Raw genomic sequence first — 12,469 nt, 5'->3', positions numbered from 1 at the left:
TTTAAGAATTTAGTATTTTATCAATATTCTGCAACGCAAACTACAGTTGTTTGGTCGTCGGTACTAGGTGTAAATGCTCTAAATACATTTACGGTTTCATAAAGTGGAGTAATTCCCAGCGTTTCTATAGTACCGTTGATAACGGTACTGGACCAGGCAGTCCCAGAATCCCCTAGAGAATTATTTGCAGATCCGAAAGCTCCAAGAACATAAGGAGAACTTGCAATTCGGAGGGAATGTAACCGGATTGCATCCGGTAAAATCCAATTAGAACGGCCTGCGTATGTCAAGTTGGAGCAAGCAGTCGAAGCTGAAGTCTGACTAAAAATACCATCATTCGCATCGAAGGCATCACAATTTGGAGTATTAAAGGCATTTGGTGCTTTTGAAGAATCATCGAGCACACAAAGTGTCCAGATGAAACGATTCGCCGAATCAGTAACCGTTCCATTATTATTATCAGTAAGACTAGGAGTGCTACAATTATCTCCTCCAAGGGCGGCAAGTAAGTTAGATTCAGTCACATAATTTCCATTAGTCACGCCGAACGAAACCGAAACCGGATTCGCAACTGTCTGACCGCAATGAGATGAATTTCCTGGCCCCCCACCTCCGGCCAATAACAGCAGTAAGCCGCTTAGATCATCTTGTTTCGGACCTGCACAGTTTAATATAGAGATTATGGAAAAAAGAAGTATTGCAGATAGATGTTTCATAGGATGGAAGATGCTTCTTGTTCTTTTCCCGTCAAGCATCGAGCGACACTAAGGAATAAAAATCATAGGATTAGGAATATTCTACAAGGAAAACTAATCACTTTGGATTAGTTCGTTTAACACTGTTTAATACGATATGAACTTTAAGTAATCGTTACAGAATGATCCATGATCCATAGATTAGAGCAAATTCTATTCTTTGGATGCAAGCTCTTCCCATTCAGTGACCTTCTTCTGTAATTCGTCCTGTAATTGGGTTAAACGTTCTCCTGATTTGCGGGCAAGTTCGGGATCAGGCGACTGTAGGTTTTGGACTAGCTCCTTCTCCTCTGTTTCCATAGAGAGTATTTCTTTTTCCAGGATCTCCAGTTTTCTTTTGTCTTGGTAACTTAAGCCCTTCTTCTTATTGTCCGTTTGTTTTTCGGCAGGCTTTGGAGTATTTGCTTTAATTTCTTTCTCTTCGTATTCTCTGTATTCCAGATATTCCGAATAGTTGCCAGGGAATCTATCTATCTTCCCTTCTCCTTTGAATATGAATAGATAATCCGTGACTCGGTCCATGAAGTAACGATCGTGAGAAACTACAAGTACCACTCCAGGGAAATCATCCAAGAATTCCTCGAGCACAGAAAGTGTGGGAATATCCAAATCATTTGTAGGCTCATCCAAAACTAAGAAGTTCGGATTTTTCATTAGAAGTAGAATGAGATAAAGTCGTTTCTTTTCGCCTCCGGAAAGTCTTTCGATCTTTGTCTGTTGTAGTTGAGGAGGAAATAAAAACCTTTCTAAGAATTGAGAAGCTGTCCAAGAAGATCCATCATTCATCTTGATGGTAGGTGCAATCTCTTCCTTAACATAATCTATTACTTTTTTAGGACCGGGAAGTTCTTTTCCTAGCTGATCGAAATACCCGAAACTTGTATTGAGACCTGTCGCCACATCTCCCGAGTCTGTTTTTTCTCTCCCAGTGATCAGGTTTAAAAGTGTGGTTTTTCCCGCACCGTTTGGCCCTACAATCCCGATCCTCTCTTTTCCTTTGAATACATAGGAAAATCCGGAGATCAGTTCGGTTTTAGTGTATGATTTTTTAATATTCTTTAATTCTAATATTTTTCCGCCGAGTCTTCTTCCAGAAACGGAAATATCGAGGACAATATCCTTGCCTGCTTTCTTTCTTTCCATAACTTCAATCACACGATCAGTTCTGGCTTTTTGTTTTGTGCCCCTTGCTTTAGGTTGGCGTTTTAGCCATTCAAGTTCCGTTCTAAGAAAGGATTTTCGTTTTGCTTCTTCCTTTTCTTCGATCACCTGCATCTCTACTTTTTTTTCAAGATATAGATCGTAATTTCCAGGATAAATCCTGAAATTCCCTCTATCTATTTCTAAGATCCTGTTTGCGATCTCTTCCAAAAAATATCTATCGTGTGTAACAAGTAAAACTGCTTTGTCCGTACTTTTTAGGAAGTCCTGGAGCCAAAGGATTGCATCTATATCCAGATGGTTTGTAGGCTCGTCCAATACCAAAAAATTGGATTCATCAGTTAAAGCTTGGGCGAGGGATACCTTCTTTGCCATACCCCCCGATAGTTCCCCCATTTTTCGGGAAAGATCAGGTATATTCAGTTCTCTTAATATGTTTTTGAGTTTGGATTCTAGTTCCCAAGCTTGTTTGGAATCCATTTCTTCCATTGCGAGGTGATATTCTTTTTCAGCTTCTTCCCCGCCTTTTTCCAATTCAATACATGCTCTTTCGTATCTTCTGACTGTATCTAAAAGAATTCCCGAACCTGAAAGTATATGTTCTAATACGGTCTTGTCGGGATCGAATTCAGGGAATTGGGATAAAAATGAAATTTTGAGTTCTCTGTTTCGGACTACCTTGCCTGTATCCGGTTCTTCGATTCCTAGTAAGATCCTGAGTAAGGTAGATTTCCCGGAGCCATTGATCCCGAGTAGTCCTGTTTTTTCTCCCTCGTCTATTCCAAAGCTTAAGCCCTGGAATAATAATTTTTCGCCGATGGATTTACCGACTTTATCTATGGAGATTAGATTCATCGCTTCCAGCCTTTTTGAAACCAGGTGAGAAGCAATTCTTTTAAGGATTCTACTTAGGGATCGGAAGTTCTATTTTATATCTGGTGCCGATCTCTACGGTTTCAAGTCCCCATTTCGCTTTCAGTTTATCCAATAACATTCCTACTAATTGTAAGCCCAGTCCTTCCGAATTTCTTACATCCACCTTTTTAGGAAGTCCTACTCCATTATCCCCGATCGAAATAGAAAGTCCATTGTCTGTCTTGGAGATGGACAAGGATATTTCCCCTTTTTTATCTCCGGGGAATGCATATTTTAAGGAATTTGAAACTAGTTCATTGAATACCAATGCAAGAGGGATCGCAAAATCCAAATTCAAACGTATGTCTTCGGATTCTATATAGTATGACACTTTTTTATTCGCACCGAACGATTGGACAAGCGCCACAAGTAAATTGTTTAAATATTCAGTGAAGTCCGCATCTGCGATCGTATCATTCTGATATAGTTCCTTATGGACGAGTGCCATGGACTGTATCCTTCTCTCGCACTCTTTCAGAATAGAAACTAGTTTTGGATCATCCGTAAAATCGGTCTGCAAACTTAAAAGACTAGAAACTACCTGTAGATTGTTTTTAACCCTATGGTGGATCTCCTTTAACATTACTTCTTTTTCGTCTAAGGATTTTCTTAATGTTTCTTCGTATTGGTATCTATCAGTTACATCCCGGATGATCTGAGTGGCACCTATCATATTATGGCTTTCGTCTCTGATAGAACTATAATTGATCTCAAGAACGATGGAATCTTTGATCAGACCTGAAATTTTTCTCTCCATTTTAAAAACTTCGCCAGTGAGAGCCCTACTCCAATTTCGCACGATCCTATCTTTTTCTTCCGGATCATCTATACCTATATCCCAGATCTTTTGGCCGACTGTGATCCTCTTTCCATACACTTTCCAAACCATAAGTTCGAATGCAGTATTGCAGGAGATAATCCTGAGATCCATATCCACAGCACAAATGGAATCTTTTACACCTTCTATGATTGCTTGGAGTCTATCGTTTGTTTGTAGGATTTTTTTCCTAAGTTCACCTAACTCGAGTTCTGCTTTTTTTCTTTCAGTGATGTCTCTGACAATCACCTGCATTAATTTTTGGCCTCTTTGCTCGAATGCAATTCCGGAAACTTCTACAGAGATCTCTGTTCCATCTTTTCTGAGGAATTTTTCCTCAATCGGCTCCAACGGTTCCGATTTAAGCATCGCTTTCAAAACTCTTTCACCGACGACTTGCCTGGATTCCGGATGTATAAATTCTACGATAGGCCTTCCTTCCACCTCCTCCAAGGACTCATAACCGAGCATCTTAAGGCCGGTTTGGTTGATATAGATCACTTTTCCATCTGCATGTAGGCCTATTGCATCCGGAGAAACTTCTACCAATTTTCTATATTTTTCTTCGCTAGCAAGAAGTGCTGTTTCCCAAACGGTCCTAAGAGTCACGTCTTTCAGGAATATTACGACTTCCTTAATTGCTCCTTCTTTAGATAAGGGTGCGAATGATACTTCTAATTCCGAATTCGGTTGGACAGGGAATAATTTGGAAAAATGCCATTTGACCTTCGCTCCTGAAAATGCTTTGTTTAGCTGCGCCTGGAAAATTTCCTTATGAGTTTCTGAGACCAAAGATAATATCTTAGAATCAGGAAGTAATTCTATCCCAAATTGCCTTCTAACCTCGGATCTACCTGACGAGTTTACATATTGGATCTTCCCAGCTTGGTTTACACGGATCACCCATTCTTCCGTACTATCTAATAGGATATTCGTATAAGAAAGTTGGTCTTGTAGAACTATTTCACTTTTTCTTAATGGAGTTAGATCCTGGACGGAGCCGTAGATCTGAGACACTCTTTTTTTTACGGGATCCCAGATTGGATGGGCATGATCCCTCAACCATCTGATCTGTCCGTCAGGACCATAGACTCTATATTCATCCGATCTAGGGGAACCGGATAATAAGGACCTTGTCCTTTGTTTAACTAAATCCTGATCGTCAGGATGAAAATACTTTGGATCAGCTGCAGGCCATGGGTTATTGAGATCATCTAAACTGATCCCGCAGAATTTTAAAAATCCTTCGTTTGCCCAGCTTAATAATAGATCTCCATTATCTAATACATCTACTCTGTAAAGATAATCATTAAATACTTCGGGCGCGAGGGCACGAATTTCTTTTTCTATTTTCTTTCGAAGATTCCGATTTTGAAACCATTTTAGAAGTTTGGCAAGAGCCATCGTTACTCCGAACAACTCCTAAAAAACCGAAGTTTTCTTGGAGCTTACTTCACTAAAAATTCTTTGTAAGTATTCGCTACTTCTTCGGGTCTTTCAAGCATAGGAACATGGCCCATATCTTTCAAGATCACCTTTTTAGATCCCGCTATCCCTTTCTCTAATACTCCAGCTCCGGAAACACTCAATACTCTGTCAGTGTCTCCCCAAAGAATTAGAGTTCTTGCTTTGATCTTATTCATATTTTCCTGCAATGGAAAACCAGTAGATCGTATTTGTTTGAATATATATTTATTAAATTCAGAATTTCTGATCGCTTTGTCTGCGAAATAAGAAGCTAAAAAAGAAGGAATCGGAGGAGGAGTGACAAAAATGAATTTCATTAATTCTTGAAATTCCTCTGCGTTAGTCGCAACTAAATTGTTTTTTCCCTTCTCCAAATTTTTAGACAATTCACTTTTTTCAGGGCTATTCACGCCGGAAGGAGCGAATAATCCGAGAGATAAGATCTTTTGAGGATACGTTGCCGCATATACCCCAGAGATCGCACCTCCCATGGAGTTACCTACGATATGGAATTTTTCCCAACCAAGTTGAGTAACGAAATCATCCAGTCGTTTTACTTGCTGAGCAATATTATAATCCTGATCTGCGATCCTATCATTCTCCCCAAAACCGGGAAGATCTACAGCTACTACAGTGTATGAAGGAGTAAGCCATTTGGAAAATCTAGTCCAATTGTCTTTGTCACCGCCGAATCCGTGGACCATAAGGATTTTTTCGCTACCTTCTCCACCTTGTAAGTATACCCAATTCCAAGGTTCTATCTTGGTTTGTTTTTTTTCGAGACCGGCTTTCCATCTTTCGTAACCGATGCCTGTTTTGACAAGAGTCTCCGAACAATAGGTCAGCCCGAATAAAATTAGAAAAAGGTAGATTGGGAAAAATTTGCGGTTCATTTTCAGATCAAGAATAACGTTTCTTTAATTCTCTAGCGTAAGCCAAGTCATGAGTCAAAAGTCTCATTCTTTTCACCAAGTAGTTGGTGATACCTTTATAAAACTTAAGAGCAAGTTCCTTGTCGGCATCCAAAATATGTTGTAGATGATCGAAAGGAATTTCCAAAAGTTCGCAACGTTCCATTGCTTCTACTGTTCCCGCTCTTTTTCCCTGATCCAGAAATGGGAATTCTCCGAAATGATCACCTGTGGCGATAGTGGTTACGTTTACATCGTCCCCTTTTTCGGTAGAGGTCAAAATTTTTAAGGTCCCGTACATTACCACATAGAACGCTTTTGCATCGTTCCCTTCTTGGTAAACCGCGTCCCCTTGTTCAAGCACCTTGTATTTTGTCTTCTCCGCTATTTTAGCCAATTCATCCATAGAGAAGCTGGAAAATAAATAAATCTGGTGTAGGATTTCTTCTGTAGTGTGTTGCATGTGTTCCTTACCAAAGACCGAGTATTGAGCCTAGAAAAAAACCATCAAGCTACTTTCCTGGATTTCGGTCCGGAATTCTAAGACGAAAAACAACTCCATTTTCCGAAGTAAATTCAGAGTTTGCCTTTAACTGCCTGGATAAGATCTCTATGAGCTGGATACCTATAGTTCCGGAGCCGATCTGATTTTCTTTTTTAAAACCTACCCCGTCGTCTGAGTATGAGAAGACGATATTCTTTTCTTCTTTAAAAATACTGATTTGAATTTTTCCGGAACGATCTTCCGGAAATGCGTATTTTAGTGAGTTAGTAAGAAGTTCGTTTAGGATAAGTCCAAGTGGGATAGCTCTTTCGATACTCACTTCCAAAGAACTTAGTTCCAATTGGAGTTTAATTCGAGGAAGTCCTCCATAAGCTCTCATCAGATTAGAAGAAACTGTGGTAAAATAATTCTCCAGATCTACGGCTGAAAAATTTTCAGATCTATACAATTCAGCATGAACAAATCCCATGGATTTGACCCGGTTCTCGCATTCTTTTAAGATCCTCTTTAGGTTTGGATCTTCCGTATTCTCATATTGTAAATCTAAAAGACTTGAGATGACCTGAAGGTTATTTTTGACCCTATGATGAATCTCTTGGAGCATAGATTCTTTTTCTTTTAACGACTTCTCCAAGGTTCTGGTCATGCAATTTCTTTCGGTCACATCTCTCACGATCCCCATATAACGGGACTCGTCTATTCGGACTGCATTTACGTCTGCTTCTACAATTTTACCTGATTTACTTTTGAATCTTCTATTTAAGATTACCGGTTTGCCTATTTCTAAGACAGGAATTCTACGAATTGCATCTGCAAAACTATCTTCGTCCAGAATATCTTTTAAGGTGAATGATTGGAGTTCATCTTTATTATATTCCAAAAGTTCACACATTCTTCTATTCACTTCCAGAATTTTAGTTTCAAAATTTGTAATGATAATCGAATCGGAAGCGTTCTCTACCAAGGAACGATTCTTCCTTTCGCTTTCTTCTAATAAAGAAATTGCCTTCACCCTTTCTGTAACATCGTATAGAATGGAAAATAATACCCTTTTACCTCCAAACTGCAAAGGTCCGCTATAAACTTCCATCTCGCGGACTTCCCCGCTTTTTAATCTATGTCTAAAACGGAAATATTGTCTGGATTCGAGTGCAGCCTGTCTCATCTCATCGAAAATTTGTTCTTTTGTGAGAGTATTGATATCTGTGACCTTCATTTGCAGAAGTTCTTCTTGGCTGTATCCGTAAAACTGAATAGCAGATTGGTTCGCGTATAAAATATCTCCAGAGTCAGGATCTAAGATCCATTTAATCGCTTGGTTGGTCTCGAAAATTTGCCGAAAAGGTCTGTCGCTGGAAAGGAATTCTTTCCAAAACGAATTTTCAATAAGAGAAGCTGAACCTTCTTCCATCGGTTCCATCTTGATCCAAAACATCCCATGAGTGAGAGACCAGCTTGCGAGTAATCCTGTACTTCCAGGAAATGAGAGAGGGCTTTTTCCAGGCTGCCAAGAAAGTACTGCACTTCCGCTCTCCCCTTGTATCTTCTCCGTCCCATTCAAAAAATGTGAGAGATGATTTTTCCTCCAGGATTCCAGAGGAAGATTGGTCTCAAGGATCAATCCGGAAGGATCCATTAGAATACACCAGTATGGAAAGAAAGACGACTTCATAACTTAAAAACAGGAGAGGACTATTTCTGAAGTTTATTCGACTCTGAAAAATCTTTTTTCAAAACCGCCGGGAAAGATCCGAAAAACGGACGGAAAAATAACTTGCAGTGCACTGGGTCGAAAAGGACTTTGCAATAGAACCGAATAGTATAGCGCACGCTACAGGAATTGAAAATATGGATCTGTCCTTCCTCAGTCAAAACAAAGAATTGATCGGGATCATAATGATGCCCTTCACCTACGGATTCGTGGGTTGGTTTACCAACGTGGTAGCCTTAAAAATGACCTTCTACCCTTTGGAATTTGTGGGAATTCCTCCATATTTAGGCTGGCAAGGGATCGTTCCGAAGAAGGCCCAAAAATTGGCCCTAAAATCGGTGAATATTATGACCGAGAGGTTGATCAAGGTAGAAGACTTTTTCTCCAAAGTGGATCCGGACCAATTAGAGACAGAGTTCCAACCTGTTCTAAACGATCTAATTCCTTCTGCAACTCATGAAATAGTTCATCATATCAATCCAGTTCTTAGAAAACATTTAGAGAACGGACATGGGGAAGAGATCGTAAGAGCGGTCCAAGAAAAATGCGCTCACACTGTTAAAAATATCATGACCCAGGTGAAGGAGAATGTATCCTCCGTTTTCAATTTCAGATCCCTGGTACTTCGTAAACTCACTGGTCCGAATGTAGAAAGGATCGTAAACATATTCGAAGAAGTCGGTTCTAAAGAATTCAAATTTATTGAACATTGCGGTTGGGCTCTTGGTGGTGCGCTCGGTATAGCTCAGGCAGTGCTTTGGAATTATCTTCCTATTTGGTGGACTCTTCCGATCCAAGGAGTGATCGTAGGTTATATCACAAACTGGGTGGCACTCACTATGATCTTCCGCCCTCTTTATGAAAAAAGAGTGGGACCTATCAAATATAGAGGTTTATTCATCGCAAGACAGGAAGAAGTTTCTAAAAAATATTCTAACGTATTCGCAACTCAGGTTCTTACGGCAAGAAACGTATTAGAAGAGATCTTATACAAAAGAGCAGCAAGAACTCTCGTGGAAACCATCCAAGCAGAAACTGAATCTGCCGCCACTCGCTTAAATTTATCCGGACATTTGGATGAAGAAAATAAAGGAGAAGATTCGGATTTCGAGAATACCAAAAAAGAAGTGATCCGCAAAGTAAGTGATTCCTTAGCCGGAAGTTCTACTAAACTCGAAACTTATATGGGAAGAGCAATGAGCATAGAAAATAATATGTTCAAACGTATGAAGGACCTCCCACCTGAAGAATTCGAACCGATCTTAAGATCCGCTTTCCAAGAAGACGAGTATGTTCTTATTCTTATCGGTTCCGTATTAGGAGCAATCGTAGGTCTTGTACAAGGGATCTACATGATAGCAGTATAATATGAATCTGATCAAGGTTACAGAATCTGATCCTGAATCTTTCCTTCGGAAATTAACCAAGGCAATCGCCGGAGGAAGATTAGGTGAAATCACAAAATTCGATCTGAAAGAAGACGATTTTTGTATCAAATTTTCAGGATTAGGTGAATCCAGGATCTGGTTTAAATTACAAAGAGAAGGTGAAGGATTCTCCGCCGTTAAAAAAAGGGAAAAGATTGCTTTACTACATATAGCTCTCAGATCAGAAATGGAAAAAAATTTGGAGAATATTCTGATCCGACTAGGAGCAGAAGTTTCCTAAACATTTCAGAATGTTACAATTCGGTTCGGATTCCAAAATAGCTACCCTACCCTCCGGAATCCGAATCGCCTATCGGATCTTTCCAGGTAAATCCAAAGTTCCCCTCTTCTGTGTTCATGGACTGACAGGAAATCTTAAAAACTTCGAACCAATCGCTCAAGGTCTCTCCAAAAAAGGGATCACTGTAATCGTTTACGATTTACGTGGAAGAGGAAATTCGGACAAACCTAAAGAAGAATATTCCGCAAGAGTACATGCGCAAGATCTAAAAGAACTCTCAACTATATTAGGATATTCTAAAATATCTATCCTTTCCCATTCATTAGGGGCCTGGATAACTCTTAGATTTGCGGAGAAGTTCGGAAATTCTCTGGAAAAAGCGGTCTTAATAGACGGAGGTGGAGAACTTTCCATCAAACGTAAAATTTCCAATTTACTTATGATCCAGGGTTCTTTGGCTCGTTTGGGAAGGAGGATCTCGAGTAAGGAAATGTATCTGCAAGAAGCAAAAAAATCTCCTTTGCTTTCTGCATGGAATACGAATATACAAAATTTCCTATTATATGAACTGGAACCAACCGGAACACTTTCTAGTTCTTTAATGCCTGGAGATAGTTTTTACGGACCAGTACTTTGTTCTATTCCTCCATTTGTGATCGATTCAGAATTAAAAAATATGGGTGGAGCGATGAAACCTGCCGGGATCCTAGCGAGACTTTTCAAAAATCCAAAAGAATTTCTCAAAACCCTCCAAGAGAATAAGGTAATGCCTTATTCCAGTTTGCGTTGCCCTGTGCTTGTGATCCGTGCACTAAAACCGAACTTCAAATCGGGAGATGAACTTTTACCTTCTTCTGCAATCGAAAAAATGAAAGAGAAGATCCATAACCTGAAAGTTTATGAACTCTCAAATAAAAATCATTATGAATCAGTGCTATTGGAAGATAAGGAAAGAGATCAGGAAATATTCAAATTTTTGAGATCTTAAAGTGACTCATCCCTATCTTCTTCTATAAATGAGTCCCTTTTAAAAAACATATAAAGTAAAAGGAATATTCCGACTAAAACTGCTACAACCAAACGTAGATCATATTCAGATCTTTTGAATATTTTACCTTCTCCGGGTTCCGGAAGTTTTTTAGGTTGGATTGTAAATCCGTTCAGTGTTGCAAGTTCTTCTACTCTAACTAGATGAATAACTGGTATTCCTAAATTTGCAAAACGTCTCATGACTGAATCTCTTCCATCATGAATTGCAGTATGTTTTAGATTCAACCCAGGTAAAAATTCTCCTGCATTCTTCTTAGATCCAACTGAAACAGTTCCGCCGCCTACATTAATGTATGCCTTATATGATCCGAGAGGCATCGTAGCGGAATACAAACTCATTCGCTCTTCCAAACTTTCTGAGTAATTTTTAGAATGTAACATTGGAAGCGAATTTTTAGATGCGGAATATTGTAGGCTATTCAACCCTTCTTTAGATATTCCGAATGCTTGGTCATCTATCCCACCCCAACTATATGCCAAAGACTGGTAAGGAAAAATCCCTCGAGCATACAGCACCCTTTCCATATCAGGCCATAGAAAATCAGGATCATTCGCTCCCCATTGGGAAGAAGTCATACTGGAAATAATTACAAGCTTCAGATCTAAAATTTTTGCAGCAGAATAGACTGCAATATTCAAAGCAGGAAAAGAACCTGAAAGAGAAACAGCAATCGTATCTCCTTTATCGGCTCCAGCTTGGATTAAATATTCCAAAACCAAGGCCCCAAAGTTCGGATTGATAGAACTTTGTTTTGCTCTCAGTTGGCCTAAATTGCTTGTAATAGGTGTAAAAAATTCACCTATAAGTCCCGTCTGAGCAGGATCAAAATTCAGATCTATTTTTTTGTTTTTAGATTTTTTATAAAGTTTAATCTCTTCAAATGCTTTTGCAGTGAGTTTGGCTGCTTCAATTTTCTCAGAATAGTGTGCTTGGACTTTCTCAATACGAAAATGTTCCACTGAATACATTCCAAAAATGGAAAATACCATCAAAACCAGAAAATACAGAACCGATCTATTGGAAGATTTCCAATACATTCCCTTCAAGGTAATAACTCCTTTCCGAGAGATAAGATCAAAATCAAACGAACAATTATAGAGGCAGTGAGTAAAGATGCCAAGGTTTCCAACCAACCCTGTCGATCCATCCAAACAGCAATAAGTCCTGGAATTATATGCCCCACTGCTTTTACTTCTGCTTCTAAGTAGACGATCCCAGTAAAGATCTTAGGAAATATCCATTCGTTGCCGACCGCATCCAAAACAAATCCGAGCAGAAGTAGAATTGCAGTCCTTCTCTTTCCGTATAATATTACAAATTTAGAAATGATCTTTCCTAAACCAAAAACACATAGACTGACGGATAACGTAAGAAGAATATTAATTGGATTATGGAGTTGTAATGCAAAATAGCCTGGAACCACAAGTCCGCCCGCTATCCCGAAAAACTCGGAAAAGAACAGACTAACTCCGAGCCCCAACCCTATGGAAATACTCAATAAATCCATA

11 protein-coding genes are annotated in these 12,469 nt (G+C 39.3%); 3 read left to right on the top strand and 8 right to left on the bottom strand.

Annotation, left to right across the window (positions count from 1 at the left end):
* Positions 1-20 precede the first annotated feature (20 nt).
* The 6 genes from EHO65_RS12265 to EHO65_RS12240 form a co-directional block, all read right to left on the bottom strand.
* Positions 21-716 carry a hypothetical protein gene (locus EHO65_RS12265; protein ID WP_135774707.1) on the bottom strand — a complete coding sequence of 232 codons (696 nt, stop codon included), beginning with the start codon at positions 714-716 and terminating at the stop codon, positions 21-23.
* A gap of 192 nt (positions 717-908) precedes the next feature.
* The gene (locus tag EHO65_RS12260) at positions 909-2,771 is read right to left on the bottom strand and encodes an ABC-F family ATP-binding cassette domain-containing protein (RefSeq protein ID WP_135774705.1); all 1,863 of its coding nucleotides are present in this window, start codon (positions 2,769-2,771) and stop codon (positions 909-911) included.
* 49 nt (positions 2,772-2,820) lie between these two features.
* Positions 2,821-5,052, bottom strand: a complete 2,232-nt coding sequence (locus EHO65_RS12255) for a PAS domain S-box protein (RefSeq protein ID WP_135774703.1) — start codon at positions 5,050-5,052, stop codon at positions 2,821-2,823.
* Positions 5,053-5,096: 44 nt separating this feature from the next.
* Positions 5,097-6,008, bottom strand: coding sequence for an alpha/beta fold hydrolase (locus EHO65_RS12250; protein WP_135774702.1), 912 nt, complete (start codon positions 6,006-6,008; stop codon positions 5,097-5,099).
* Positions 6,009-6,015: 7 nt separating this feature from the next.
* A complete protein-coding gene (locus EHO65_RS12245) occupies positions 6,016-6,489 on the bottom strand; it encodes a cyclic nucleotide-binding domain-containing protein (RefSeq protein ID WP_135774701.1) in 474 nt (157 codons plus the stop codon).
* A gap of 49 nt (positions 6,490-6,538) precedes the next feature.
* Positions 6,539-8,203, bottom strand: coding sequence for a PAS domain S-box protein (locus EHO65_RS12240; RefSeq protein ID WP_135774700.1), 1,665 nt, complete (start codon positions 8,201-8,203; stop codon positions 6,539-6,541).
* 176 nt (positions 8,204-8,379) lie between these two features.
* Here EHO65_RS12240 and EHO65_RS12235 point away from each other — a divergent pair, with 176 nt between their 5' ends.
* The 3 genes from EHO65_RS12235 to EHO65_RS12225 are packed head-to-tail and all read left to right on the top strand — an operon-like array spanning position 8,380 to position 10,898.
* Positions 8,380-9,609, top strand: a complete 1,230-nt coding sequence (locus tag EHO65_RS12235) for a DUF445 domain-containing protein (protein ID WP_135774698.1) — start codon at positions 8,380-8,382, stop codon at positions 9,607-9,609.
* A gap of 1 nt (position 9,610) precedes the next feature.
* Complete coding sequence (locus EHO65_RS12230) at positions 9,611-9,910, top strand: hypothetical protein (RefSeq protein WP_135774696.1); 300 nt, start codon at positions 9,611-9,613, stop codon at positions 9,908-9,910.
* Between the two features lie 10 nt (positions 9,911-9,920).
* Positions 9,921-10,898 carry an alpha/beta fold hydrolase gene (locus tag EHO65_RS12225; protein ID WP_135774694.1) on the top strand — a complete coding sequence of 326 codons (978 nt, stop codon included), beginning with the start codon at positions 9,921-9,923 and terminating at the stop codon, positions 10,896-10,898.
* Here EHO65_RS12225 and pgsW read toward each other — a convergent pair.
* Both pgsW and pgsC read right to left on the bottom strand, forming a co-directional pair.
* On the bottom strand, positions 10,895-11,998 hold the full coding sequence (pgsW, locus tag EHO65_RS12220) for a poly-gamma-glutamate system protein (RefSeq protein ID WP_244243535.1): 1,104 nt from the start codon (positions 11,996-11,998) through the stop codon (positions 10,895-10,897). The genes EHO65_RS12225 and pgsW overlap by 4 nt on opposite strands.
* 5 nt (positions 11,999-12,003) lie before the next feature.
* On the bottom strand, positions 12,004-12,468 hold the full coding sequence (gene pgsC, locus EHO65_RS12215) for a poly-gamma-glutamate biosynthesis protein PgsC (protein WP_135774690.1): 465 nt from the start codon (positions 12,466-12,468) through the stop codon (positions 12,004-12,006).
* Position 12,469 lies beyond the last annotated feature (1 nt).

Origin of the sequence: Leptospira andrefontaineae (assembly GCF_004770105.1) — a bacterium.
GTDB lineage: Bacteria > Spirochaetota > Leptospiria > Leptospirales > Leptospiraceae > Leptospira_B > Leptospira_B andrefontaineae.
This window is presented reverse-complemented; position numbering and strand designations above follow the sequence as displayed.

What these genes read in the sequence shown, in the direction of transcription:
- EHO65_RS12265 (WP_135774707.1), bottom strand. Translation starts at nt 716, where the DNA reads ATGAAACATCTATCTGCAATACTTCTTTTTTCCATAATCTCTATATTA.
- EHO65_RS12260 (WP_135774705.1), bottom strand. Translation starts at nt 2,771, where the DNA reads ATGAATCTAATCTCCATAGATAAAGTCGGTAAATCCATCGGCGAAAAA.
- EHO65_RS12255 (WP_135774703.1), bottom strand. Translation starts at nt 5,052, where the DNA reads ATGGCTCTTGCCAAACTTCTAAAATGGTTTCAAAATCGGAATCTTCGA.
- EHO65_RS12250 (WP_135774702.1), bottom strand. Translation starts at nt 6,008, where the DNA reads ATGAACCGCAAATTTTTCCCAATCTACCTTTTTCTAATTTTATTCGGG.
- EHO65_RS12245 (WP_135774701.1), bottom strand. Translation starts at nt 6,489, where the DNA reads ATGCAACACACTACAGAAGAAATCCTACACCAGATTTATTTATTTTCC.
- EHO65_RS12240 (WP_135774700.1), bottom strand. Translation starts at nt 8,203, where the DNA reads ATGAAGTCGTCTTTCTTTCCATACTGGTGTATTCTAATGGATCCTTCC.
- EHO65_RS12235 (WP_135774698.1), top strand. Translation starts at nt 8,380, where the DNA reads ATGGATCTGTCCTTCCTCAGTCAAAACAAAGAATTGATCGGGATCATA.
- EHO65_RS12230 (WP_135774696.1), top strand. Translation starts at nt 9,611, where the DNA reads ATGAATCTGATCAAGGTTACAGAATCTGATCCTGAATCTTTCCTTCGG.
- EHO65_RS12225 (WP_135774694.1), top strand. Translation starts at nt 9,921, where the DNA reads ATGTTACAATTCGGTTCGGATTCCAAAATAGCTACCCTACCCTCCGGA.
- pgsW (WP_244243535.1), bottom strand. Translation starts at nt 11,998, where the DNA reads ATGTATTGGAAATCTTCCAATAGATCGGTTCTGTATTTTCTGGTTTTG.
- pgsC (WP_135774690.1), bottom strand. Translation starts at nt 12,468, where the DNA reads ATGGATTTATTGAGTATTTCCATAGGGTTGGGGCTCGGAGTTAGTCTG.